This window comes from Allobosea robiniae (assembly GCF_900102525.1).
GTDB classification, from domain to species: Bacteria; Pseudomonadota; Alphaproteobacteria; order Rhizobiales; family Beijerinckiaceae; genus Allobosea; species Allobosea robiniae.
Genome location: NZ_FNBZ01000001.1, coordinates 489,883 through 512,737 on the forward strand (window position 1 = coordinate 489,883; position 22,855 = coordinate 512,737).

Here is a 22,855-nt window from a genome sequence, read left to right on the forward strand (position 1 = left end):
TGAAGGCTGCGCCGACTGGAATATCGGCCCGTGCTACATCGAGGGCTCCAACGAGCATGCCTTCCGCATCGGCGGTTCCCGGATCGCGGATGCCGAAACGCGCAACTACCGGATCGGCGTCATCACCGCGGAGAACTGCCGAGGGTGTCCGTTCAAGATCAATCCATCGCTTCTCATCTCGCCCGGCGTTACCGAGAAAGCATGGAACGGAACGGTCGCCGGTGTCGTCGGGATCGATTGCGGCGATGGAGCGCCCATCGGCAACATGGACGCGACGCGGTTCACGCATATCAGGGGTTTGCGCGTCGGCTTCATCCGGCTTTACCGAAATGATGCCCTTGTTTCGGGGCAGTATGGCGCAATCCTGAACGACTGCGACGATGTCGAGGTATTCGGCCTCTCGGGCGATGCCATAAATGCAGCGTTCATTTACATTGACGGCACCAATGACGTCGACGGCATCAATCAATTCAGCGGACCCGTCACTAATGTGAGGATCTACGGGGTTGCTGGTTCGTGTGCCGGCGCCAACGCTATTGCGGTGTCCACGACGTTCGACGTCGGGAACATGCTGATCGAGCTCGACGGTATCACCGGCTACACGACGAACCTCTGCCGCTGGATCGCTGGCAACCTGACTGGTCCGTTCCGACTGATCGGGCGGGTGAACGGCAACGCCACATTCCAGGGCATGCCCGCCAGCGATCTCGTGTTCATCGATATCGAGCAGGGCGGCAAGCGCCGGGTCGGACGCCCCGATGCCGCACGGTTCTTGGCGGGGCTGACGGTCGCGAGCGCTGGGTTCGATCTCGCTGCGACACCGGCCGCCGGAAAGTTCGGCGCTCTATTCGTGTCTGCGGTCATGGCGACGGCGGGGGCGGGAGCCTATGGCGGCGCGCTCGTTCTCGGCCGTCCTGGCTCGGATCGGCGTGGCGCGAGTCTCGTTGCGAAGCAGGGCGCTTCGGCGTCGGCGGTCGGCTTGTCGGTGATGACTGGCGTTGGTTCATTAGCGGCCGACCAGGAATACGAGCACACTTGTTTCGATGCTGGCGGCGATCTGGAGTTCTTTACGGCCGGCAAGGGGCCGATCATTAAAACACCAGACGGGACCAAACGATATCGGATCGCTGTCGATAATGCCGGGGCTTTGACAACGACGCTGGTTTAACGCGTCAGTTTGTCGAGCCGACTCGGATTGCGTCGCCTAGCGCCTTGGCAATGAGCGCCGCACCGGCCGCGTCTGTGGTCTTCACTGGCCGGCGCATGGCCTCTCGGAAAGCCTCATGGTCATCCCAGCCAACAAGGTTTTCGGACGGGGCATCAACCGCGGCCTGATAGGCCTTGTTCAGGTCGCTCAGGGCCTCGACTGTTTCGAGGTCACTCTTTGCCGCCATGGTCGGGGTCCTGGCCTTATGAGGCCTCAGGCTTATGCCTAAGGCCTGCGCTCGACGGTTGTAACAAAGGAACGCCCGTCGCGAGAGAACACGCGGTTCATTGGTTCGCCCAAGCGTTCTGTCTCCCATTTCTCGATAAGCGTCAGGAGCCGAGCCCCCTCTTCGTCTTCTCTCGAACCTTCAGGAGATCGGATAAGGCGACGCAGGGTTGCCAGTGCCAAATCATAGTCTGCTGCGGTTTCGATCGAGCGCATTAATTGTGCTCACTTTGGATGTCCTCGAAATATTCGAGTTTTTCGCTGGGTACGATCTCATAGGTTGGCGATGCGTTAAAGACCGCGCCCGTCAATTCATAGGCGAAAGGCCTGAGCACGCTCATCAATTCGTCCAGCGCAGCGTCATCATGGGCCTCAATGTATAGTGCCGGGCGGTCCTGAGAGAGAATCCTCGTGGCGCCGCGCAAGGCCGCCGGTTCGCCGCCTTCGATGTCCATTTTGATAAGACCCACTCCCGGCGGGACAACGTCGTCCAATCTTACGGCGGCGGCTGTCCTCTTGGGGTAATGGTCCAGCAGTTGGTATGTGAAATTGATCATGCCAGGGTGTTCAGCGACCGCGAAAGGCACGACTGAGACTTTGTGGGGGAAACCATTCAAACGGGCGATGTCGAGACATGATCCGACATGTTCGCAAACTGGCTCAAAAGCGAAAACGTGGCTTGCGCGCGTCTTGTGAGCGAAAAACGCCATATGATTTCCGACATTGGCGCCGACGTCCAAATAGATGCCCGGGATGTCGGCCTGCCAGATGTGCACGAGTAGATTGGCTTCGTAGAACAGCCCTTTCAATAGATGCTCGGCAATACGGCCCTGGCCGTTGAGTTCTGCTGGTACTTTCAGCTTGTGGGAATAGATGGCGCGCCGCTCGCGTGAGTTCAGGGGCCTTTTACGGTCCGGGGGCGGGGCCAGATCATTCAACATAGGCCCTTCTACGCGCGCTATCGCAGCCATCAGTCGCTCCATCTCTCTCGGCTGGAACTTCTGCGTCATCCCACTTCCGCCCGCAAGGGGGTGGGCGCCCCCGTGTGCGGTGCGGCTGATCCCGCTGCCGCCCATGGTCTGGCATCACGAGGTGCCAGATGCAGCTTTCCATCGAACAGGTCCGGGAGATCGCGCGGAAGCCGTTGAATGCAGCGGCCGTGGTGAACGCGAGCTCCGTTCTGGTCGCCTTGTCGCGCTACGGCAGCCGCTTCGGCCTCGACCAACCGCACCGGCTGGCGCAGTTCACCCCGCAGCTCATGCACGAGAGCGGGGAGTTCCGGCACGATCGCGAGGTGTGGGGCCGACCGACGCGCAGCGGCGCTATGAAGGCCTGGCGGATCTTGGCAACACCCAGCCTGGCGACGGACGGAAGTTCGCCGGCCATACGGCCATGCAAATCACCGGGCGCGCCAACACCAAGGCATTCCGCGACTGGTGCCGGAAGCATATCGACGCCAGCGCGCCGGACTTCCTGCGCTTCCCCGACCTGATTAACACCGATCCTTGGGAGGACCTCGGGCCGCTCTGGTATTGGGACACGCGCAACCTGAACAGGTTCGCCGATCAGGGCGATGTCGAGAACATCACCGTCAAGATCAATGGCGGCCTGAACGGCTACGCCGATCGCCTCGCGCTTTTGGCGCGCGCGTCGCTCGTCTTGCTCGGCTACAACGCCAACGACATCCGCCGCTTCCAGGAGGATGCCGGCCTCGTCGTCGACGGCAGCGCCGGGCCGAAAACGCGCGCCGCCCTCCATGCCCGACTGCTGGCCTTCACGGCGAAGGGCGATCAGCCGGCAGATGCCGCGTCTGCGCCCGTGGTCGAGGAAAAGCCGGTCGCGGTGACGCCGCCCGCCCTGGACAAGCCAGTCGACAAGACCGGCGGCTTCTGGGAGCGCATCGGCCAGATCGCGCTTGCCGGCGGGAGCAGGTTCGCCGCCCTGCTCGGAGACTGGCGCGTTGTCGTCGCCATCGCCGGCGCGAGCATCGTCCTGGGCGGGCTCGACATCCTGTTCCATGCCCGCATCATTGCGGCCGTGCGCGACCTCAAGCGGGAGATCACGGCATGACCTGGCTCTGGTCGAAAATCACAGGCGCGGCCTCAGCGGTCGGCATCGCCCTCAGCCTCCTGTTCGTCGCGCGGCTGAAGGGCCGCTCCGAGGGCAAGGCCGCGCTGCAGGCGGAGCAGGATCAGAAGCGAGCGCAGGCCCGGCAGGTCAAGAAGGAATTGGACGATGAAGTGGACGGTCTTGGCCATGCTGATGTTGACGAGCGTTTCGGCCGCTGGCTGCGGCGGTAGGAACGCCGGGGACTTCTGCGACGTTTCCTCTCCCACCCGGCCGAGCGCACAGGCCGCCGCCGCCATGGATCGGCAGGACAAGGTCTCGATCCTGAAGCACAACGAATATGGCGCGAAGGCGTGCGGCTGGCGATGAACGAGAAGGTCGAGGCCATGATCGGCAACCGTGACGGCAAGTTCGTCGAGAGGCTGATCCCGAACTTCGTTTCGGCGCTGCTTGCCGTCGCGGTTGCGCTCGAGACTCAGTATCTCGGCTTCTGGTCGGATAGCAAAGCCGCCGACGTGCAGACCGCGGCGGCGATCACGCGCCTCACCAACGATCTGGCCGAGACGAAGCGCCAGTTCAAGGAAGAGACGATGGAGATCAAGCGCTCGGCTGAGATCGATCGGCAGAAGACCAATGAGCTCTCTGCCGACGTGAAGGTGATCCTGGCCATCATGCAGTGGATCGAACGCAAGGTGGATGCTCGATGACCACGCTTCCGAATCTCCCGACGCGCCGGACGATGCCGCCGAAGGCGAGCTGCTCTATGTCCGGCCGACGAGCGGCCCGCCGAACGCCAAGCGCACGTTCGGGTCTCTCTGGCGCAACGTGCTCGGGCGAACGGCTGCGGCCCAGCGCTCCTTCTTTGGTGCTGATCCGGTCGCTCAGCCTGCAGGAGCCGCGCAGGCCGCCATCTCTGACAACTCGGGCGGCTCGGCCGCGCCGACAACCGGCCTTGCGGCCGCGACCTATCGCCAGACGATCATCCTCCCGCTGCAGCTTGCAGATATCGCGGCCGGTGACTTCAAGATCGCCCTGCCCTTCGACTTCACGGTGATCTCGGCCCTGTTTCGTACTGCCAAGCCCGCTTCCACCGCATCAAAGCTTGCGACGCTGACTGCCTCGGTGAACGCCGTGTCCGTGACAGGCGGCGTAATGGCGCTGACGACAGCGAACCAGAACACGATCGGCGGCACGGTGGCAGGCACGGCCATTACCGCCGGAAATCAGGGCTCGGCCGGCCAGACGATTGGCGTCACCGCTTCCGCCGTGACGGCTTTCGTAGAGGGCTCGGGCTGGGTGGAATTCACGGTCCTGAACCGCAGCCAGGCGAACGCGGCCGCGACGCTGGCGGCACAGGGGAACGCGATCCGCGCCGGCCTCGTGTCGCTCGGGCTTTTGAAGGGGAGCGCTTAGGGCGCCGGTAACACGCCATAAGCATTTCAGATACTTGGCTCTGACTGAAAATCGCAGTGTCGGCGGTTCGACTCCGTCCCTGGGCACCATTCTTCTTGAGCTCCGTTTTATCTCAAGAACTTAAGGCTTCCCAGCGACTTGCGCCTATGCGACCGTGTAACAACGGTGTGCAACAATGCTCCATAGGCTCGTCCGCTCAGTGAAGCGCAGCGACTCCTCCTTCATACAATTCACCCAGCGCATTCCCGCCGATGTGCTGCCTCAAGCAGCCGGCCTCAAGCTCTCCATACCGCTCGGCAATGGTGAGTTTCATCACCTCGCCATCTCTCCCGCGATGAAGGCCATCCGGCTTTCCCTGCGAACGCGAGACCACAGTGAGGGCAAGGTGCGGCACGCGACGGTGGCGGCCTTCCTGGAGACCGTGTGGCAGGGCCGCCGCGCCAGCAAACCCATCAGTCTCACTAACAGGCAGGCCCATGCGCTGGCCGGTGAACTTTATCGGGCGTGGGCCTCGGAGACGCCAAACTCGCGGACCATTGGGATCACGCTCAAGCCCGGTCGCCAGGGGCGAGACCGCGATGACTGGGTGGTGGAGCACGGGGTCTTTCCCGACGAGGAGGCTAGTGGCTTCCACTCCATGGTGGCGAAGCTAGGCGCCCTGCACGCAAACCCGGTGCCCAGCGAAATGGAGCCCGTGGTTGGCCCTCTCGTGGACCGCCTATTGTTGGCGCGGGGCATAGCAGCGGTGGAAGCCGGCTCGCGGCTCCTGCTCCTGGTCGCCTTCGTGCAGGCTTTACGTGATGCCTTCGAGAATCGCGCCCGGAACGCTGAGGGCGACTATTCGCCGGACCCGAAGTCTCAGCGCTTCCCCGAATGGGTGTCTCCTGCGGAGCAGTCCAAGCTCCTGCCCACCTCTGGACTTGCCGCTGCGGTCTCACTCAAGGGGCTGGTGGAGGACTGGTGGAAAGAGGCGCAAGCCACCGGCCGCAAGCTGAGCACCTATGAGAGTTATCGCAATACCATGGCGGGGATGGTGGCCTACCTTGGGCATGATGATGCGGCCCGGCTGACGCCGGAGAATGTCATCGGTTTCAAAGACCACCGCCTCTCCAGCATCAACCCCCGCACCAACAAACCTATCTCCGCCAAGACCGTGAAGGATAGCGATCTCGCGAGCCTCAAGACGATCTTCGCGTGGGCTGTCAGCAATCGCCGCATGGCATCCAACCCTGCGGCTGGCATTACGATCAAGCTCGGCAAATCCAAAAAGCTGCGCTCCAAGGGGTTCACCGACGACGAGGCGGCCAAACTCCTCACGGCTGCCCACGACTACCGGAAAACTGACGAGACCCCAAAGACAGCCGCCGCCAAGCGCTGGGTGCCCTGGCTCTGCGCCTACACGGGGGCACGCCTCGGGGAGATGGCGCAGCTACGCAAGCAAGACCTCCGCCAAGATGGCGACAACTGGGTCATCACCATTACGCCCGATGCCGGCACGGTCAAAACCGACGAAGCACGGGACGTGGTGCTCCATCAGCATCTCGTGGACGAAGGCTTTGTGCAGTTCGTGAAGGATGCGGCTGCCGGCCATCTCTTCCTTAAGGTCGGTGAGGAAGGCGAGGTCCGGGGACCGTTACGGGGTCTCAAGAACCGCCTCGCGGAGTTCGCCCGCGTGCAGGTGCCAGATGAGCGGGTGATGCCTAATCATGGCTGGCGGCACCGCTTCAAGACGGTCGCGAGGTCGGCCGGCATAGAAAGCCGCATTGTGGACGCCATCCAAGGCCACGCACCGAGGACGGCCGGCGATGACTATGGCGACGTGACGGTGGCGGCAATGGCGCTGGCTATGGCGAAGTTCCCTCGCGTGAAGCTGGAGGGCTGACCCGATGGAAAGCCTTCTGACCGTACTGCTCTCGCTTATCGTCCTTCCCGCTCTCGGGGGAGCCACGCTTGGTATCGCTTCCGCCGTATGGCAGACAGCGACAGCCGAAAGCACGCCCAAGTGGCAGCGATACCTCTGGTTCCTTGCGGCTGGCTACGTGCTGTTAAACCTGCCGCATTTCCTGGGGGCATTGGCCCTCGGGTCAGGGCAGTAATGGCTGGCCTCTGGCCGCGCCCCAAAGGACCGGGAAGTTTTGGCTATCCCACAAGCCTAGCTCCCCGGTCCCCCTCCTCGCGAGGGAGCTAGTAGCTGGCGGCCTCGCGGCTTCCGAACTGGTCCCCAAACTCCAACGCCGTCCTGATCAGGCTGAGGTGCTCCGGGAGCGAAACCGGGATGCCGGCCTTGAGGTGGTTGCGCTGCCAGTACCATTCGACGGCATCGTAGAAGTCTTTGCGTCCGAGTCTCGGCACGCGGGAGGGTTTGCCCAGCTTCCAAGCCGCCTCGCGGACGGATTGCTTCGATAGACCCCGGCGAGAGAGGTGGTGGTAGTCGGGGCGCGGGCCTTCCGCCGGATGCTGCTTGGCGACCTCCCAAGGCTGGGCATCGGTGAGGATACGCAGGAGGTGAATGGCGCGGCTCTTCGGCTCGGCCACCCGGCATCTCGGATAAGTCCAGCCTTTCCCGGTGTCGTTGCAGCTAAGGCCCATGCCGAACGCGGTGGCTAAGGTAACCGCGCAAAAGTCCAACGGGTCGAAGTAGCGGAGGTTGCGGCCATGGATCGAAACGGCGACCTGAGGTCGCTCATCAATCATGGCAAGCTCAACGTGGGTAATAGGCCCGTGGACTGGCTGTTTGAGCAAAAGGCTTTCGTCAAGTCGGTGGTCGGGGCCTCTGTCTGCCGCCTGCCCAATGTAAGTAGCGACAGCCTCATAGCCGTCTGGCGTGAGATACTTGGGTTGCGTCATGTGGGATGATCCTTGAGGTTTGTTTTGGGTGATGCCGGGAGCGTCCCGGTGGCGTCATAGCTCCGCCCTCCCTCTGCTCTTGGGCAGAAGGCTTTGAGGGTGTCTCAAAGGTGGGATTTTGGGTGGGGCCTTGAGGTCTACGTTCGGTGTCGCGATCTCCGTCCCGGTCTATGGTGAAGCTGCCGGAAGGAGTTCTGCTGGCTATCGCAGGTCGGTCACTGTGAGCACTGACGCGCGTCTCGCCATAGACCCCGTGCTTGAAGTGACCGAGTTGCAGACGACAGATAGTGTCTGACGCATGTGGGTGGGGGTGCTTTGGCCTGACCTGCTATTGGGGTCTAGACGGTGGGGCTATCTCATAAGGTGCGGGAATTGATCCGCACTAAGCCAGTGCCACGCGCTATCATAAGGTATCCCAATTAGGTCAACCTGGACGCCCTCTCACTAGGTAAGACTATTGTTTTCCTCGGCCGACCACGACCTTACGGTGAGCCATCGGGTCCCTATCATAAGATAAGGGAATTAATCTAAATTTCCTCAATGATTACAGTGCCGCACTCACTGCTTCAAGGTATGCACTATGCGTCCCTACCATAAGATACGCCTATTAAAGCGAAATAACTCAATGTTTTCAGTAAACGGCCATTCGGCGTCACTCAAAGGGTCGTCGCATCGCAGCCGCAGCGCCTTCCACGAGCGGCGGGAACTTGATGTCAAACCCGGTGCCAGCCTCCAGGTGCTCAGCCGTGATGAGGTGTTGGTGGCGATGAGAGCCGGGAGGGAACGAGCGGCTTTACGTTCTTGACTCCCGTGAGCAGGCCGTAGTGACCTCTCCCGAAGGCTCCAAGTGCTTCAAGGCTCGCGACACCTGCACCGCCGCCCAGACTGTGCCGCCGCGTGTCGTAGGTATCCCGCGAACGGTGAGACCTTGGGCGATCCCCGACAGCGTGGTTATTCCTGCCGTGCGCAACTCCGCAATCACCGGCGCTAGGTCTTGGCCCCGCAGCTTGGCGCGTGCGCTCTGTGCGGCTCTGCCGGCCTCCTGGGCTGCTTCCGCCAGCTTGACGCCGCGATTGCCTCCGAGCTTCTTCCCGCGCTGCTTGGCAGCCTCCAGGGCGGCTTTGGTGCGTGCCGAGATGAGGCCGGCTTCCAGCTCCGCGACCGCCGCCATCTGCTGAAGAATGAAGCGCCCTGTTGCGCCCTCGATTTTTGGAAGGTCGCAGAAGCGCACGTCGACGCCGCTCTCCAGGATGTGCTCCAGAAACCCCTTGGACCGAGCAAGGCGATCCACTTTGGCGACGACGAGCGGGACGCGATGAAGCCGGGCTTTGTGCAGCGCCTTGTGAAGTTCGGGACGCTCTGACTTCCGGCCGCTCTCGACTTCCGTGAACTCCGCGAGGATGTGCCAAGCTCCGCCGTTCAGGTAGCTTTCGACTGCTGCACGCTGGGCCTCCAGCCCGAGCCCGGAAGCGCCCTGCCGCGTGGTGGAGACGCGATAGTAGGCAACGAACTCCCCATCAGCCATCGCTCGATCCTTTACGTTTTAATCAACGGTCGTTGACACGGATGTAAAAGGTGGGGGAGTCACGGTCAAGCAAGATGGAAGGGCCGGGCGGAAGGTGGTGCAAGTGGACGGCATCGCGGACGCGTGGGCCTCCTGGGCGCTCTAGCCGTTTGCTGAAAGCGGGAGGGGCACTGGGGGAAAGTCGTCAGCCCACGCGTAGAGGAGGCCTCTTACATGGAGGACCCCTTGGGTATCTACTAGTGAAGCTCAGCCGATCAGCGGCGCGTTGGATTGGCGAGGCCTTCCGGCACCTGCCGTTGTGCTGGCTCATGAACAAGCGCAGCGGGCTCGCTGGGCGCTATAATATAAGAAAGGCAATCATGCCTCGGAGAATGGACTTAAGATGGTTACTATCACGGCCAATACGCGCGGCATTGCGAGGACCGCCCATAGGTATTCGGATGGCTTGTTTCGGTGCTTCCCTCGGTCGGAGAACCGTAAGAGGTTCGCTCGGGCGTTCGTGACTGAAGCCCAGGCTGCCGGCTTTCTCGCCCTGAACCCGACTTGGGGAATCCGTGTGCGTGAGGGATACGCGATTATTTATCGGTCCCTCCGTATCCTGCGGCGCTGAAGGCAGGCAGGCAGTGGGCTCCGAGGAGAGCAGGCCGCGTGTCGCCCCCTTGGAGCCTGAGCATCAACAGACCACCCTTCGCCATCCCGAGAGCCGGCACAGCGCCAATAGCGGGTGGGTTCCAGGTCATTCCGGCATCGGTGGGGATGGGGGGCAGTTGCGGGCGCTTTAGGAATTCCCGGACCCCGCATGGGGGAAACGCGCATCCGTCGCTACGTTAAGTGGTCTCTCGCGTGGTTGACCCTCCGGGAAGGTGCCGATGGGGGTCACAACTGCATCCGCCTCTTAAGCTCCTCTACGCTAATCAGGCCAGCTTTATGGATCATGCGGTGGCAGTTCGAGCAGAGGGCCGCAAGTTGATTGAGGTCAGGAGCTTTATCGCCCTTTAGCTTCGAGACGGGCTCGATGTGATGGGCCTCAATGAAACCAGCGCCTAGCTCCCCATACCGTACCTCGAAGTCGAAGCTGCAAGCCGTGCACTTGAAGTTGGGCAATCGGGCCTTGAATGCCGCTACAAGCTTGCGCGATCTCTCGGCACGTAGGTGAGCCACAAGAACGCGCTTGCCTTCCGGCTCGCCTAGATCGTTCAAACCCTCGTCCCAGACGTCCGGCAAAGGCCCGCCTGCCGCTAACGCCCACATTCCACTTCCGGGGTTCACATTCTTAAAGACGTCCTTGTTCTGGCTTAGGACCGTCCGAACTGAGAAAGTCTTGCGCTCAATGCCCTGCGCCGCCGCGATCTCCTTCACGCGCTCTTTGATCGCATCAATATGGGCCGGCTGCGGCAACTGGCTTAGCGCTTCCACGAGCATCTCAAATAGCGTCATTCAAACCTCCCACTCCAATCCTAGCCAATCTATCGCCCGTACCGCTTGTTACCGCCTGAGGTCATGCAGTAGCGACCGCCACGCGGCCCGATGCAGACCCTCCCGCTGCCACAGGGGCATGGACCGGAAGCCCTGCGCGAAGCCTTTACAGCCTTATGGCCCATCGATGCGGCAGCCCGGAGCGTATCGCTCGTGTCACTGCTCCTTGATGCCGTCGCTCGCGGTGTGCTCTGCGGGCTCGAAGCCGGGCGGGTGGCGGAGATGGGCGGCTCTGAGACTGTGGAGCGGGTGCTTCGTGCCTGACCTGTCGAGACCATGAAGGAGTCGAAGCAGGCCAGCCGTGCGTCCTGCTCCCGAGCGTGCCGGCATTCGTTGATCGTCTTGGCGGTCTTGAAGCTGGCTCGGGGCTGGGGCGGCAGGATCATATCGTAGCAGTCTAGGCGTTCCTTCGTGCCGGCTTCCTTAACGAGGCATGACCGGAAGTCGCTCGGGGCGAACGCCAAGGCGAACCCACATGAGACCACCCAAAGCAAGATTGCGGCAAGCGTTCTGCCGACTGCACGCATCGCGTTTCCCCCAAATCCTCTTTTCTTGGAAGCTTACGCTGCGTTGGCTGCGCGATGCTAGCTAGCTTTGATTTAGGTCGGGGGTCTCACCCCAAAGCCACAAAGTTCCGCCCCAATCTATGTGTTAGCTCTGCGTCGAGACCGAGCCACATACTGCTCACCAAAGGTCTCTCATGGGTCAGTGCCCGGTTCCAAGGTGCGTTAATTCGCGCTTTGGCTGACGCCGAGCACCCTCATGTCTTTTCGCCGTCCGCCGCCTTGGAGCCGTCCAAGGGGGTATCGGGATGGGAAGCGTACTACTTCATCGAAATGGCGAATTGCTTGGCCGCTTTGCGTCACCTCATTCGGCGGCGCGGTGGATCATTGAGTTCGATGCACCTAGCCGAACCGGAAACGGCGGCGACTGGTCACTCTCTATACTCCGAGATTGGGCCTCGTGTGGTGGGCGAAGCTTCGTGCATGCCTACGATCCGGCGCCGACCCCGAACGCTTTGCAGATGGAGGCTGAGCACATTCGCGACGTTGGGTGGTCTGGTTAAGCCCAAAGCTTGACTCCGAGCGAGTCCTATTGTTCCCTTTTTGTTCCTATGCATCAAGGGAGCCTCAGACCTGCCATGGCCTCCATCACGTACTATGTGGCCCTGCCTATCGTCCGCACGGAGGACGGTGACCTCTTGCCCGGAGGGGGCGTGGAGGCGCTCAACGCTTGGCAGGCCCAGAGCCGGGCTCGGGGTCTCTCCCTGCATCATCCCGGAGCCATCGCCTTTTCGCGGACTGGAGACCCGGCGTCAGGAGACTTTGAGCCTGCCGTTGTGCTGGGGCGTTATGGCGAGCTTCCGGGGGACCTTGAGGCATTCATGGCGGAGGCTGGCGAGCAATGAGCGAGGTGGTCTAACCGTGGTGCAGCGCACGAAGCGCAGCCTAGGGCCGGGCAAGGCGGCGGAGATGCAGGCGAAGGTCCAGGAGTTTCATCACCAAGTCCGCCGATGGTGTGGGGAAATTCCTGTGGGTGGCCAAGTCTATATGGCCCTCGATGTGCTTAACTTCGCGCTCCATATGACCAACAGTCAGCTCATCCAAGAGTCGGGCGGGCATGGGGTTGACCCCCTCGCGCGGCTCTACAGGTCTGACGTGGATGCTGGGGAATGAGATGAAGTGCCCGCACTGCGGAGTTGGCATCCACGCGAATTGGAAAGTGGAGCGCATCCTCCAAAATGTCACTCAGGCGCATTGGTACCTCCAGGGGACTCTGTGCCCTGCGTGCGACTGCGAGACGATAGATATTCAGATGGGCCTGATCCCCACTGAGGCTAAGTGGCAGCGCGTCTATCCTAAGGGAGCATCGCGGCGGAGGTCGCCACCTTCGGAAGTGCCAGCAGTTTTAGCGAGCGATTACGCGGAAGCTGCTTCTGTTTTGTCGATCAGTCCCAAAGCTTCTGCCGCACTCTCTCGCCGCTGCCTTCAGGCGATCCTCCGGGCACAGGGTTACAAAGCCCGAGACCTCGCCGCCGAGATAGACCTCCTGCTTAATGAGGCGGACCCGGCCAAGGGCATACCCTCCAGTATCCGCGACACCGTGGATGCCATAAGGAACTTTGGGAATTTCTCAGCGCATCCGATCACCGATGTGACCCAGCTCCAGGTTATCGATGTGGACCCAGAAGAAGCGGAATGGTGCCTTGAGATTATCGAGGAGCTTTTCCAGCATTTCTACGTGAGGCCAGCGGAAGCGGCGGCCCGGAAGGCGGCGCTCAATGCGAAGCTTGCGGCAGCCGGCAAGCCTCCGGCGAAGTGAAGGTGGCGGGCGAGACTGAAAATGAAACCTAGAATCTTTATCGGCTCCTCGGTTGAGCATCTTAACCTCGCCTATGCTGCGCAGGAGAACTTGGAGCACGAGGTTGAGCCAACTGTATGGTCACAGGGGGTCTTTGAGCCGTCGCGTACGGCGATGGCATCCTTGCTAGATCAGATTGAGGAAAGTGACTTCGGGCTGTTCATCTTCTCGCCGGACGACATCACAGCCATGCGTGATGTGAAGAAGCGTACAGTCCGCGACAATGTAATTTTCGAGCTGGGCCTTTTCATCGGGCGTCTTGGAGCAGAACGCTGCTTCGTGGTGGTCCCCCGAGGCGTTGATGATCTGCACCTACCTACGGACTTGACCGGACTAACGCCGGCCTCATTCGATGCGGATAGACAAGACGGCAATCTCCAAGCGGCATTAGGCCCCGCGTGCAATCGCGTCCTCCGGGCGATCAAAAAGCTAGGCTCTCTGACACAGCGCGAGGCTACTGCGGCCTCCGGCGATAGTATCGCATCAAGCAGCGACAACGCCTTAGTGGATGACCGAAACGATTGCATTGCCCTAATCCAATCCTGGATGGGGCACCGCAGCTCCAGCGAAAATAGGCAAGCACTGAAATACGATGATGTAGACAAGGAACTCGGTTTGGCGTCCGGCTCCGCTCGGCTCTACATTGAGGAAGCTGCGACCCAATGGAATTACGTCGCGCGAATCAAAGGTAAGGACTTCATACTGTTTGAGGAAGCCCCGAGGCCTCCTCGGAGGAGCGATTATTTTTAGGACGCTAGGGGAGCACTTCGATTCCTAAAGGTGGAATCAAACCGTGAGCCCCGGCCGTGTAACAAGTCCGCTTGACTGCGCCGAATTTCGCTTTAGTTTCAACAAAACAGGATCGCAAAAGCGCAGTCCGTCCCTGGGCACCATTCTTCCGCTATGCGGTCGGCTCCACAAAGACATCAGCGGCTTGAAGCAGTTCGCGTGATGCGTCACCGCGCGTCCTGGCTGCCCCCTGGCTCGCGCTGCGTGATGAGTCGGGCACTGCGGTGTCCGCTGACATAGATCCACAGCCAGTTGAGCGCGACGGCGAGCCGGTTGCGCAGGCCGATCAGGAAGAAGATGTGGGCGATGCCCCAGATCCACCAGGCCAGGCGCCCTCGCAGCTTGATCCAGCCGAAATCGACGATGGCCGCCCGCTTGCCAATCGTCGCGAGATTGCCCGCGTTCCTGTAGCCGAAGGGAGGCGGAGCCGGCTTGCCCCGCAGCCGCGCCTTGATCAGGCCAGCGACATAACGCCCCTGCTGCTTGGCGGCCGGCGCGATGCCGGGCACGGGCTTGCCGTCGGCGCCCGCAACGAAGGCGGTATCGCCGATCACGAAGATGGCGGGCTCACCGGGAGCCGAGAGATCGGGCTCGACGCGGACTCGGCCCGCCCGATCGGCCGCCGCTCCCAGCCATTCCGCCGCCGGCGAGGCTGCGACGCCGGCAGCCCAGAGAATGGTCCGGGCCGGTAGAAACTCCCCGCCGAGCATGATGCCGTCGGCGCGGCATTCGGAGACCGGCTGGCCGAGCCTGACCTCGACCCCGAGGCCGTTCAGCGCCCGTTCGGCATAGGCGGAAAGATCTTCCGTAAAACCTGCCAGGATGCGCGGACCGGCTTCGACCAGAATCACACGGGCGCTGCGCGTGTCGAAATTGCGGAAATCACCGCGCAATGTGTCATGCGCCAGCTCGGCGATGGTTCCGGCGAGTTCGACGCCGGTCGGCCCTGCTCCGATGATCACGAAGGTCAGCCATTCCGCCCTTCGCTCCGGGTCCGTTTCCCATTCCGCCTGCTCGAAAGCCGAGAGGATGCGCCGCCGGATGCGGGTCGCGTCCTCCAGCGTCTTCACGCCCGGCGCATAGGGCTCCCATTCGTCATGGCCGAAATAGGAATGGCGGGCGCCGGTCGCGAGGATCAACGTATCGAAGGCGATCGGCGGCGCTCCGTCCAGCAGCACCTGCTTGTGGCCTTTGTCGACGCCCGTGACCGTGCCGAGCAAGGTCGTGACGTTCTTATGGCCGCGCAGCAGGAAGCGTATCGGCCAGGCGATCTCCGAGGTCGGCAGCGAAGCGGTCGCGACCTGATAGAGCAGCGGCTGGAACAGATGATGGTTGCGCTGGTCGATCAGCGTGATCCTGACCGGCGCGTCCGCGAGGTTGCGCGCCGCTTCCAGCCCGCCGAAACCGGCGCCGACAATAACGATATGGGGTTCAGGACCGCTGCTCATCTGTCGAACCACTCCGGAGCCGGATGGGTAAGGCTACCATCGTGGCGCAGGATGGCGACACTCATGAGGCGCAGCGGGAGAACTCAGTCCTCGCCCTCGCGCTGCGGCGGCGCGCCCTCCTCCGCCTCGTCGACCGGCTCGCCGGGGATCACATAGCTGCCCTTGAGCCAGCGGCCGAGGTCGATATCGGCGCAGCGCGCCGAACAGAACGGCTTGAAGCGCGCGACCGCCGGCTTGCCGCAGATCGGACAGGGCTTCGCGGCCGGCGGGGCGTTTTCGGTGTCAGTCATATTTGAGCGTGATTCCTCCATCCACGACGAGCTCGATGCCGGTGACATAGCGCGCCTCGTCGCTGGCGAGGAAGAGCGCGGCATTGGCCACGTCCCAGGCCTCGCCCATATGGCCCATCGGCACCTGCGCGGCGCGGGCGGCCCACATCGCATCGACATCGCCCTTGCCATAGACGGCGGCGAGGCCGGCGGAATGCTCGACCATCGGCGTCTTCATCAGGCCGGGCAGGATCGCGTTGACGCGAATCTTCTGCGGTGCGTATTGCGCCGCCGTCGTGCGGGTGAGCTGGTTCAGCGCCGCCTTGGTCGCGGAATAGCTGGCATAAGGGACGCCCGTGTGGCGGATCGAGGCGATCGACGAGATGTTGATGATCGAACCGCCCTCGCCCGTCTCCTCGAACTGGCGCTGCATCACCGGGATGACGTGCTTCATCGCCAGGAAAGGGCCGGTGAGGTTGACCCTGAAGACGCGCTCCCAGACCTCCTCCGCGAGATCGACGACGCTGCCGACCTCGGCGATGCCGACATTGTTGTCGAGGATGTCGATGCGGCCATAGCGGCCGAGCGCATGGGCGACGAGTTCGGCGACCTGCTCCGCCTTCGTGACATCCGTCTGCATGGCGAAGGCCTCGCCGCCCTCGTTGCGGATGATGCCGGCGGTCTCCTCGGCCGCGTCGCGGTTGATGTCGGCGCAGACGACCTTCGCGCCCTCGCGAGCGAAGGTCGTCGCCGTCGCCTTGCCGTTGCCCCAGCCCGGCCCGATCGATCCCGCCCCGGCCACGATCGCGACCTTGCCACTCAGACGTCCCGTCATCTCCGCTTCCCCCTTGTCGGCGCTTTCCAGTGCAACGCGTTTCCCGGCGGCAGGATCGGCCGCGAGACGTGATCCGGCAACCCGCATCGGCGCCGTATCAGGCTGCGTTCATCCAGCCGAAGCGGATGGGGAAGCCCTCGCCGCCAAGAAGGTTGACCGTCTCGTAGAGCGGCAGCCCGACGACGCCGCTATAGGAGCCGACGAGCTTGACGACGAAGGAGCCGGCAATGCCCTGCACGGCGTAGCCGCCGGCCTTGCCGCGCCATTCGCCCGAGGCGAGGTAGGTCTCGATATCCTCGCTGGAGAGCCGCTTGAAGCGCAGCCGCGTCTCGACGATGCGGTCCCGGACCGTGCCCGAAGGCGTCACCAGCGCGACGCCGGTATAGACGCGATGCGCCCGCCCGGAGAGCAGGCGCAGGCAGGCGGCCGCCTCGTCGACGATCTCGGCCTTGGGCAGGATGCGCCGGCCGACGGCGACGACCGTGTCGGCGGCGAGGATATAGCAGCCTTCGAGATCGGCGCGGGCCTTCGCGCCCTCGCGTGCGGCCTGCGCCTTCTCGCGCGCCAGCCGGCGGGCGAGATCGCGCGGGCGCTCGCCCTTCAGCGGGGTCTCGTCGAGCTCGGCGGGGAGCAGCGCATCCGGCTTCAGCCCGGCCTGTTCCAGCAGCGCGAGGCGGCGCGGCGACGCCGACGCGAGAACCAGCATCGGCCGCCAGCCGGGATGTTTAGGAGTGGAGAAAAGGCTCAACAGGCTGCTCGACAGGAATCCGGGCCGCAGGGTTTCGGCGCGGATCAAGCCTTAGAGCATTTCGGCAGGGCGATAAATCCATCCACGACGGTATCGGCCGGAACATCGCCTTCCGGGTTTCGGACGGAGCACGCCTGTTCCATGCGGTCACGGTCGACGGCTCTGGTATACTAGGCATTGCCAAGCCGGGCCTTTGACGGCAGACTCCCTTCCCCTCGGCGTTACGTCTCCTGGTTTCGTCGGCTTACCGGAGTCCTAACCATGCCGAGATCGCGCAAATCGACGGGCTCCGCCCTTGCGACCGGGGCGGAGGCGCAGGCTCTTGCGGCACGCCTGATGTCGATGCAGGCCGACGCCGGCCTGACCATCGCCATGCGGATGCCATTGCTGATGAAAGGCGCCTTCGGCGACAGCCGTGGTCAGCGCGAAGCCACCAAGGCCGTGATGGAGAAGGCCTCGGCCGTGTTCGAGAGCAGCCTTGCCGCCATGCAGGCGACGACCGCGTTCTGGTGGGGCCTTGCCCTCCACCCGCCCGGGCAGTTCGATCTGGCGACGGCGGCGGTCAAGGTTGCCGACAGCACGCTGGAGCCTTTCGCGCGACGCACCCGCGCCAACGCCGCCCGGCTCAGCGGATATCGCCGCTAAACCGACCTGTATTCAGACGGTCAGGCCTGGCTATCGGAGGCGGTTTCCGCGACCGGCGCCGGCAGGGCATGCGCGCGCTCCAGCTTGCGGTAACGCACCACGCTGACCGGAATCAGCGCGAGATAGGCGACGACGACGACCGTCAGAACCTCGAAGGTGTAGGCGAAGAGCAGGCCTGCAACGATCACGACCGCGACGAAGATCGGCAGCACCTGGGTGCGCGGCACGCGCGTGCCGAGCGTCTTGCCGGCATAGCAGGGAATCCGCGAGATCGTCAGGAAGGCGATGAACAGGATGTAGATGCCGACGAAGAGCGCGCCGTATTCCTGCACGGGCACACCGATGATGTGCAGATAGACCGGCAGCATCGCCGTGATCGCGCCGGCAGGGGCCGGCATGCCGACGAAGAAATCCTTCTGCCAGTCTGGGCGATCGGGATCGTCGATCATCACGTTGAAGCGCGCCAGCCTGAGCGCCATGGCGCAGGCCAGCGTCAGCACGATGATCCAGCCGAAGGATTTCAGGTCGTGCAGGACGAAGATCCACAGGACATAGCCGGTGGCGACGCCGAAATTGACGAAATCGGAGAGCGAATCGAGCTCGGCGCCAAAGCGCGAGGTGCCCTTGAGCAGGCGCGCCAGGCGACCGTCTATGCCGTCCAGCGCCGCTGCGATCAGGATGCAGATCGTCGCCGTCTCCAGCTTGCCCTCGACGATGAGGCGCATCGCGGTCAGGCCGAGGCAGAGCGCCAGCAGCGTGATGACGTTCGGCGCCAGCAGCCGGAAGGGAATCGGCTTGAAGCGGGCGCGCTTGGACTCGACGCGCTCGGGCTCGAAGGGAGGAAACAGGTCGCTCATGTCAGCCGGAATACGCGGTTTTGGGAGCGCAGGCTAGGCTCAGCCAAGCGTCATCCCGCACGCGCTGCCGCGCGAAGTGCCGCTGCGCAGATGCGGGACCGTCATCAGGAGAGTGAGTTCTTCCCGGCAGCGTTCAGGTGGGGGCGCCCCTTTCGGGGGACGGTCCCGTGTCTGCGCAGCGGCATTCGCATGCCGCAGCGTGCACGGGATGCCCCTGCCCTTCGGTCGCGCCCTCAGATGTCGCGGAAGCTGCGCGTGACCAGTTCGTTGCCGCTCATGTCGGCAAGCACGGTCTCGCCGGCGATCGCGGTCTGGCCCTCGCCGACCAGCGGCACGACATGGGTCGGCAGGTAGACGTCGACGCGCGAGCCGAAGCGGATCAGGCCGAAGCGCTCGCCGGTGCCGAGCACATCGCCTTCCTTGACGAAGGGCACGATGCGACGGGCGATCAGCCCGGCGATCTGGACGACGCCGACGATGCCGGATGTGGTCTCGATCGCCAGCGCATTGCGCTCGTTGTCGTCGCTCGCCTTATCGAGCTCGGCATTGAGGAAGAGGCCGGGCGTATAGGCGATCTTGGCGATGCGGCCGGGCACCGGCGCCCGGTTCACATGGCAGTCGAAGACGTTCATGAAGATCGAGATGCGCGTCATCGGCTCGGCCGGCAGCTCGAGCTCCGGCGGCGGCAGGGCCTGCGCGATCTGGCTGATGCGGCCGTCGGCCGGCGAGATCACCAGTCCTTCGCGTTGTGGCGTGACCCGGACGGGATCGCGGAAGAAGTAGCAGATCCAGATCGTGACGATCGCGCCGATCCAGCCGAAAGGCGACCAGAGATTGGCGAGGATGATCGTCGCCACCAGGCCGATCGCGATGAAGACATAGCCCTCCTTGTGGATGGGCACGATCACCTTGCGGACGGAATCGACGAGGGACATGAAGCGGGTTCCGTTGGGCTGCCGGCGCCGGGCGCACGGGAATGGCATGGCCGCCGCCGGGGGCCGGCAGCAAGCGTTGCGCTGATTTAGGAGGTTCCGCCGCGAAGGGAAAGCCCCCGGCCGGCGTCGATGGACGGCGCGCGATGTCGCGGCTGCTCCGGTCAAGCCGCCCGGTGCGGGACCTGAACGAAGCGCACCGCCACCTTCCAGGTCAGCAGCGCGAAGATGACGAGGACGATCCCCTGGGCAACGGCAAAAGGCGGCTCGGATTGCGTCGGCGCCAGGGCATGCAGGGCCGGGACCTTTCCGAAGAGCTGCGCGATCAGCACGAAGATCAGCAGATAGAAGGAGAGCACGGCCATGATCGCATAGATGCGGCGCCAGCCGCCTTCCAGCCGCCGCCCATAGAGCGCGTAGCCCGCGATCGCGACCAGCACGATATGGATCGCCCCGACAATGTGGGAGGGCAACACGCCATTGAACGGAAAGCCGAAGCCGGTCGCGCTGGTGGCGAAGGCGGTGGAGAGGAAGACTCCCGTCCAGCCCGGCCGCGTGTGTCCATGGAGCAGCCCGGCCGTCACCGGGAATCCGGCAACGATGGCGACCAGGCTCAGCCAGGTGTGGAAACCCACGAATGTGGTCGGATCGAACATGGCAGCCCCCAGCTTCACCCTGCCGGAGCAGCATGCAGGAAAGGGGCCGTGCTTGCGAGCGGTTTCAAACTGGCCGGCGAGCCACCAACCTGGCTCTTACGACAGTGTCACCCTGACGCTCTCGCCCTCGGCTTCGGTGGCGCGCTGGAGCGTGGCCTTGGCCTCGTCGACCTCGCGCTGGCGGTTCCACATCGCGGCGTAGACGCCGTCCGCGGCCAGAAGGTCGCGGTGATGGCCGCGCTCGACGATCTGGCCCCTGTCGAGCACGATGATCTCGTCGGCATTGACCACCGTGGACAAGCGATGGGCGATGACCAGCGTGGTGCGGCCTTCGCTGACCCGGTCGAGCGCATCCTGGATCTCCTTCTCGGTGAAGGAATCGAGCGCCGAGGTCGCCTCGTCGAGGACGAGCACCGGCGGCCCCTTCAGGATGGTGCGGGCGATGGCGACGCGCTGCTTCTCGCCACCGGAGAGCTTCAGCCCGCGCTCGCCGACCGAGGTGGCGTAGCCTTCCGGCAGCGTGCGGATGAAGCGGTCGATCTGGGCGAGGCGCGCGGCCTCCGCAACCTCCTCCATCGATGCCTCGGGGCGGCCATAGAGGATGTTGTACTCGATCGTGTCGTTGAACAGCACCGTATCCTGCGGGACCATGCCGATCGCGGCCCTGAGCGAGACCTGCTGGACATCGGCGATCGGCTGGCCGTCGATCAGGATTCGGCCCGCCTGCGGTTCGTAGAAGCGGAAGAGCAGGCGCGAGATCGTCGACTTGCCAGCGCCGGACGGGCCGACGATGGCGATCGTCTGCCCCGGCAGGACCTTGAACGAGACGCCGCGCAGGATCGGCCGCTCCGGCACATAGGCGAAATGCACGTCCTCGAAGGCGACCTCTCCCGCCGGGACCGCAAGCGGCAGGGCGCCGGGCTTGTCCTGGATCTCGGGGTCGCGGCCGATGAGCGAGAACATCTGGGCGATGTCGAGCGTCGCCTGCTTGATCTCGCGATAGACGGTGCCCATGAAATTCAGCGGAATATAGAGCTGGATCAGCATGGCGTTGATCAGGATGAGGTCGCCGACCGTGTTGGTGCCTGCCTGGAAGCCGCGCACCGCCATCACCATCGACAGCGTCAGCCCCACTGCGAAGATCGCGGCCTGGCCGAAATTCAGCCAGGCGAGCGAGGTGTAGGACTTGATCGAGTTGCGCTCGTAGCGCGCCATCGACTGGTCGTAGCGCGCGGTCTCGCGGGCCTCGGCGCCGAAATACTTCACCGTCTCGTAGTTGAGCAGCGAGTCGATCGCCTTGGCATTGGCGTCGGTATCCGACTCGTTCATCGCCAAGCGGATGGCGATGCGCCACTCCGTCGCCTTGATGGTGTAGGTCATGTAGGCCGTGACCATCGCGACCAGCACGGCGACATAGCGCCAGTCGAACAGATACAGCAGCACGGCGATGATCAACGAAACCTCGATGATCACAGGCACGAGCTGATTGAGGCCGAGGCGCACCATCTCCTCGATGCCGTTGCGGCCGCGCTCCAGCACGCGAGTGAGCCCGCCGGTCTTGCGCTCGAGGTGGAAGCGCAGCGAGAGGTGGTGGAGATGGCCGAAGGTCTGCAAGGCCAGCGTACGCACCGCATGCATGAAGACCGGCGCGAAGATCGCATCACGCAACTGCACGAAGGCAGCCGCGCCGACCCGGGCGAGACCGTAGAGGATCGTCAGCGCCAGCGGCGCGCCGACCAGCCAGGGCAGCCATTTTTCGAGATTGGAATAGGAGCCGGCCAGTGCGTCCGTCACCCATTTGAAGGTGAACGGCACGCCCATCAGCACGAGCCGGCCGGCCACCATCAGCGCAAAGGCCGCGACGACGCGGCCGCGCAGATCGGCGCGCTCCGCCGGCCACAGATAGGGCCAGAGCGCACGGAAAGTGGCGAAGAAGCCGGAACCGGGCTGGATCACGGCAGAGCGATGAAAGCTCGGCGCCGGGGACGGCGCAGACGGCGCGGACATTTTCAAACGATTCCAGTTAGAGCGCCCGTATAGACGCAATCGCGCGCCTTTGCATGGGAATGTCGTTGCACCGGGGACATGCAGCAGGCTGCCCGAAAGCTGCCTTGCCAGCGCCCCATCCCGGGTATCTGATCCCGGCCATGGCGCTCGACGCCCGCCATCAGGGAAGGAAACACCATGAAGGCTCAACAGCTTGTCGCTTCCGGGATCGGCATCGCCGCCGCCCTCTTGCTCGCCCTGCCCGCCACGGCGCAGAATTCCCGGCCACATCCGCAGATCACGATCACCAACCAGCGCGCCGTGCCGCTGAGCACTTTCGCGATCGCCACGCCCGGCGATCAGCCGCGTCTCGTCGCCAAGCTCGCCAAGCCGCTGGCGCCCGGCAAGAGCATCGCGCTCAAGCTCAACAAGCCGCAGGGCTGCTCCTATACGGTGCAGGCGCGGTTCGACGACGAAGCCGAGAGCGACGCCGATATGGACCTGTGCAGGGACCGGGTCATTCGCCTGACGGAGTGAGGCGCGGATCGAGGCACTCCGCCGTCATGCTC

The 22,855-nt window shown here is 63.5% G+C and carries 23 protein-coding genes and 1 tRNA gene; 11 read left to right on the forward strand and 13 right to left on the reverse strand.

All coding sequences use genetic code 11. From position 1 onward, the window contains the following. Positions 1–265 precede the first annotated feature (265 nt). Positions 266–1,168 (forward strand): hypothetical protein, encoded by a 903-nt coding sequence (locus BLQ70_RS02160; RefSeq protein ID WP_091855630.1) that lies wholly within the window; start codon positions 266–268, stop codon positions 1,166–1,168. Positions 1,169–1,172: 4 nt separating this feature from the next. Here BLQ70_RS02160 and BLQ70_RS02165 read toward each other — a convergent pair whose 3' ends face one another. Both BLQ70_RS02165 and BLQ70_RS02170 read right to left on the reverse strand, forming a co-directional pair. Then, a complete protein-coding gene (locus tag BLQ70_RS02165; protein ID WP_091855631.1) occupies positions 1,173–1,394 on the reverse strand; it encodes a hypothetical protein in 222 nt (73 codons plus the stop codon). A 253-nt stretch (positions 1,395–1,647) separates the two neighbouring features. Further along, positions 1,648–2,442: an FkbM family methyltransferase gene (locus BLQ70_RS02170; protein WP_170843283.1), complete on the reverse strand. Its 795-nt coding sequence runs from the start codon at positions 2,440–2,442 to the stop codon at positions 1,648–1,650. Between the two features lie 64 nt (positions 2,443–2,506). Between BLQ70_RS02170 and BLQ70_RS02175 the strand changes: the two genes are divergently transcribed. The 6 genes from BLQ70_RS02175 (at position 2,507) to BLQ70_RS02195 (ending at position 6,794) form a co-directional block, all read left to right on the forward strand. Beyond that, positions 2,507–3,502 (forward strand): peptidoglycan-binding protein, encoded by a 996-nt coding sequence (locus tag BLQ70_RS02175; RefSeq protein WP_244511877.1) that lies wholly within the window; start codon positions 2,507–2,509, stop codon positions 3,500–3,502. Beyond that, entirely contained in the window at positions 3,499–3,732 is a 234-nt protein-coding gene (locus BLQ70_RS02180) for a hypothetical protein (RefSeq protein WP_091855633.1), read from the forward strand. The genes BLQ70_RS02175 and BLQ70_RS02180 overlap by 4 nt, the downstream gene beginning before the upstream one ends. Positions 3,733–3,864: 132 nt before the next feature. After that, the gene (locus tag BLQ70_RS02185) at positions 3,865–4,206 is read left to right on the forward strand and encodes a hypothetical protein (RefSeq protein ID WP_091855634.1); all 342 of its coding nucleotides are present in this window, start codon (positions 3,865–3,867) and stop codon (positions 4,204–4,206) included. Further along, on the forward strand, positions 4,196–4,912 hold the full coding sequence (locus tag BLQ70_RS02190) for a hypothetical protein (protein ID WP_091855635.1): 717 nt from the start codon (positions 4,196–4,198) through the stop codon (positions 4,910–4,912). The genes BLQ70_RS02185 and BLQ70_RS02190 overlap by 11 nt, the downstream gene beginning before the upstream one ends. Beyond that, positions 4,907–5,001 (forward strand) — tRNA-OTHER (locus tag BLQ70_RS25520). The genes BLQ70_RS02190 and BLQ70_RS25520 overlap by 6 nt, the downstream gene beginning before the upstream one ends. Before the next feature lie 110 nt (positions 5,002–5,111). Next, positions 5,112–6,794 (forward strand): site-specific integrase, encoded by a 1,683-nt coding sequence (locus BLQ70_RS02195; protein WP_244511878.1) that lies wholly within the window; start codon positions 5,112–5,114, stop codon positions 6,792–6,794. Positions 6,795–7,096: 302 nt separating this feature from the next. Here BLQ70_RS02195 and BLQ70_RS02205 read toward each other — a convergent pair whose 3' ends face one another. From BLQ70_RS02205 to BLQ70_RS02220, 3 genes are all read right to left on the reverse strand, one after another. Continuing rightward, the gene (locus BLQ70_RS02205; protein ID WP_091855638.1) at positions 7,097–7,759 is read right to left on the reverse strand and encodes a hypothetical protein; all 663 of its coding nucleotides are present in this window, start codon (positions 7,757–7,759) and stop codon (positions 7,097–7,099) included. Positions 7,760–8,552: 793 nt separating this feature from the next. Beyond that, entirely contained in the window at positions 8,553–9,284 is a 732-nt protein-coding gene (locus BLQ70_RS02210; protein WP_091855639.1) for a recombinase family protein, read from the reverse strand. Between the two features lie 876 nt (positions 9,285–10,160). After that, positions 10,161–10,721, reverse strand: a complete 561-nt coding sequence (locus BLQ70_RS02220) for an HNH endonuclease (protein WP_091855641.1) — start codon at positions 10,719–10,721, stop codon at positions 10,161–10,163. 1,854 nt (positions 10,722–12,575) lie between these two features. Here BLQ70_RS02220 and BLQ70_RS02240 point away from each other — a divergent pair. Beyond that, a complete protein-coding gene (locus BLQ70_RS02240; RefSeq protein WP_091856141.1) occupies positions 12,576–13,082 on the forward strand; it encodes a DUF4145 domain-containing protein in 507 nt (168 codons plus the stop codon). Between the two features lie 21 nt (positions 13,083–13,103). Then, entirely contained in the window at positions 13,104–13,871 is a 768-nt protein-coding gene (locus tag BLQ70_RS02245) for a TIR domain-containing protein (RefSeq protein ID WP_091855644.1), read from the forward strand. 206 nt (positions 13,872–14,077) lie between these two features. Here BLQ70_RS02245 and BLQ70_RS02250 read toward each other — a convergent pair whose 3' ends face one another. The 4 genes from BLQ70_RS02250 to BLQ70_RS02265 form a co-directional block, all read right to left on the reverse strand. Next, a complete protein-coding gene (locus BLQ70_RS02250; RefSeq protein WP_091855645.1) occupies positions 14,078–15,358 on the reverse strand; it encodes an NAD(P)/FAD-dependent oxidoreductase in 1,281 nt (426 codons plus the stop codon). Between the two features lie 83 nt (positions 15,359–15,441). Next, positions 15,442–15,648 (reverse strand): DNA gyrase inhibitor YacG, encoded by a 207-nt coding sequence (gene yacG / locus BLQ70_RS02255; RefSeq protein WP_091855646.1) that lies wholly within the window; start codon positions 15,646–15,648, stop codon positions 15,442–15,444. Further along, positions 15,641–16,462: an SDR family NAD(P)-dependent oxidoreductase gene (locus BLQ70_RS02260; protein WP_091856142.1), complete on the reverse strand. Its 822-nt coding sequence runs from the start codon at positions 16,460–16,462 to the stop codon at positions 15,641–15,643. The genes yacG and BLQ70_RS02260 overlap by 8 nt, the downstream gene beginning before the upstream one ends. Positions 16,463–16,559: 97 nt before the next feature. Next, positions 16,560–17,168 carry a Maf-like protein gene (locus BLQ70_RS02265; protein ID WP_091856143.1) on the reverse strand — a complete coding sequence of 203 codons (609 nt, stop codon included), beginning with the start codon at positions 17,166–17,168 and terminating at the stop codon, positions 16,560–16,562. A gap of 303 nt (positions 17,169–17,471) precedes the next feature. Between BLQ70_RS02265 and BLQ70_RS02270 the strand changes: the two genes are divergently transcribed. Then, complete coding sequence (locus tag BLQ70_RS02270; RefSeq protein ID WP_091855647.1) at positions 17,472–17,855, forward strand: hypothetical protein; 384 nt, start codon at positions 17,472–17,474, stop codon at positions 17,853–17,855. A gap of 20 nt (positions 17,856–17,875) precedes the next feature. Here BLQ70_RS02270 and BLQ70_RS02275 read toward each other — a convergent pair whose 3' ends face one another. The 4 genes from BLQ70_RS02275 to BLQ70_RS02290 all read right to left on the reverse strand — a co-directional run bounded on the left by BLQ70_RS02275 (position 17,876) and on the right by BLQ70_RS02290 (position 22,307). Continuing rightward, a complete protein-coding gene (locus BLQ70_RS02275) occupies positions 17,876–18,712 on the reverse strand; it encodes a CDP-alcohol phosphatidyltransferase family protein (RefSeq protein WP_061964250.1) in 837 nt (278 codons plus the stop codon). A gap of 233 nt (positions 18,713–18,945) precedes the next feature. Beyond that, positions 18,946–19,695: a phosphatidylserine decarboxylase gene (locus tag BLQ70_RS02280; protein ID WP_082617032.1), complete on the reverse strand. Its 750-nt coding sequence runs from the start codon at positions 19,693–19,695 to the stop codon at positions 18,946–18,948. 113 nt (positions 19,696–19,808) lie between these two features. Continuing rightward, positions 19,809–20,300 (reverse strand): hypothetical protein, encoded by a 492-nt coding sequence (locus tag BLQ70_RS02285; RefSeq protein ID WP_091855648.1) that lies wholly within the window; start codon positions 20,298–20,300, stop codon positions 19,809–19,811. A gap of 96 nt (positions 20,301–20,396) precedes the next feature. Continuing rightward, entirely contained in the window at positions 20,397–22,307 is a 1,911-nt protein-coding gene (locus BLQ70_RS02290; protein WP_091855649.1) for an ABCB family ABC transporter ATP-binding protein/permease, read from the reverse strand. A 177-nt stretch (positions 22,308–22,484) separates the two neighbouring features. On the opposite strand from BLQ70_RS02290, the gene BLQ70_RS02295 reads away from it, so the two are divergent. Further along, positions 22,485–22,823 carry a hypothetical protein gene (locus tag BLQ70_RS02295; protein ID WP_061964256.1) on the forward strand — a complete coding sequence of 113 codons (339 nt, stop codon included), beginning with the start codon at positions 22,485–22,487 and terminating at the stop codon, positions 22,821–22,823. The last annotated feature ends 32 nt before the right edge of the window (positions 22,824–22,855 follow it).

What these genes read in the sequence shown, in the direction of transcription:
- BLQ70_RS02160 (WP_091855630.1), top strand. Translation starts at nt 266, where the DNA reads ATGGACGCGACGCGGTTCACGCATATCAGGGGTTTGCGCGTCGGCTTC.
- BLQ70_RS02165 (WP_091855631.1), bottom strand. Translation starts at nt 1,394, where the DNA reads ATGGCGGCAAAGAGTGACCTCGAAACAGTCGAGGCCCTGAGCGACCTG.
- BLQ70_RS02170 (WP_170843283.1), bottom strand. Translation starts at nt 2,442, where the DNA reads ATGACGCAGAAGTTCCAGCCGAGAGAGATGGAGCGACTGATGGCTGCG.
- BLQ70_RS02175 (WP_244511877.1), top strand. Translation starts at nt 2,507, where the DNA reads ATGGTCTGGCATCACGAGGTGCCAGATGCAGCTTTCCATCGAACAGGT.
- BLQ70_RS02180 (WP_091855633.1), top strand. Translation starts at nt 3,499, where the DNA reads ATGACCTGGCTCTGGTCGAAAATCACAGGCGCGGCCTCAGCGGTCGGC.
- BLQ70_RS02185 (WP_091855634.1), top strand. Translation starts at nt 3,865, where the DNA reads ATGAACGAGAAGGTCGAGGCCATGATCGGCAACCGTGACGGCAAGTTC.
- BLQ70_RS02190 (WP_091855635.1), top strand. Translation starts at nt 4,196, where the DNA reads ATGCTCGATGACCACGCTTCCGAATCTCCCGACGCGCCGGACGATGCC.
- BLQ70_RS02205 (WP_091855638.1), bottom strand. Translation starts at nt 7,759, where the DNA reads ATGACGCAACCCAAGTATCTCACGCCAGACGGCTATGAGGCTGTCGCT.
- BLQ70_RS02210 (WP_091855639.1), bottom strand. Translation starts at nt 9,284, where the DNA reads ATGGCTGATGGGGAGTTCGTTGCCTACTATCGCGTCTCCACCACGCGG.
- BLQ70_RS02220 (WP_091855641.1), bottom strand. Translation starts at nt 10,721, where the DNA reads ATGACGCTATTTGAGATGCTCGTGGAAGCGCTAAGCCAGTTGCCGCAG.
- BLQ70_RS02240 (WP_091856141.1), top strand. Translation starts at nt 12,576, where the DNA reads ATGGGCCTGATCCCCACTGAGGCTAAGTGGCAGCGCGTCTATCCTAAG.
- BLQ70_RS02245 (WP_091855644.1), top strand. Translation starts at nt 13,104, where the DNA reads ATGAAACCTAGAATCTTTATCGGCTCCTCGGTTGAGCATCTTAACCTC.
- BLQ70_RS02250 (WP_091855645.1), bottom strand. Translation starts at nt 15,358, where the DNA reads ATGAGCAGCGGTCCTGAACCCCATATCGTTATTGTCGGCGCCGGTTTC.
- yacG (WP_091855646.1), bottom strand. Translation starts at nt 15,648, where the DNA reads ATGACTGACACCGAAAACGCCCCGCCGGCCGCGAAGCCCTGTCCGATC.
- BLQ70_RS02260 (WP_091856142.1), bottom strand. Translation starts at nt 16,462, where the DNA reads ATGACGGGACGTCTGAGTGGCAAGGTCGCGATCGTGGCCGGGGCGGGA.
- BLQ70_RS02265 (WP_091856143.1), bottom strand. Translation starts at nt 17,168, where the DNA reads ATGCTGGTTCTCGCGTCGGCGTCGCCGCGCCGCCTCGCGCTGCTGGAA.
- BLQ70_RS02270 (WP_091855647.1), top strand. Translation starts at nt 17,472, where the DNA reads ATGCCGAGATCGCGCAAATCGACGGGCTCCGCCCTTGCGACCGGGGCG.
- BLQ70_RS02275 (WP_061964250.1), bottom strand. Translation starts at nt 18,712, where the DNA reads ATGAGCGACCTGTTTCCTCCCTTCGAGCCCGAGCGCGTCGAGTCCAAG.
- BLQ70_RS02280 (WP_082617032.1), bottom strand. Translation starts at nt 19,695, where the DNA reads ATGCCATTCCCGTGCGCCCGGCGCCGGCAGCCCAACGGAACCCGCTTC.
- BLQ70_RS02285 (WP_091855648.1), bottom strand. Translation starts at nt 20,300, where the DNA reads ATGTTCGATCCGACCACATTCGTGGGTTTCCACACCTGGCTGAGCCTG.
- BLQ70_RS02290 (WP_091855649.1), bottom strand. Translation starts at nt 22,307, where the DNA reads ATGTCCGCGCCGTCTGCGCCGTCCCCGGCGCCGAGCTTTCATCGCTCT.
- BLQ70_RS02295 (WP_061964256.1), top strand. Translation starts at nt 22,485, where the DNA reads ATGAAGGCTCAACAGCTTGTCGCTTCCGGGATCGGCATCGCCGCCGCC.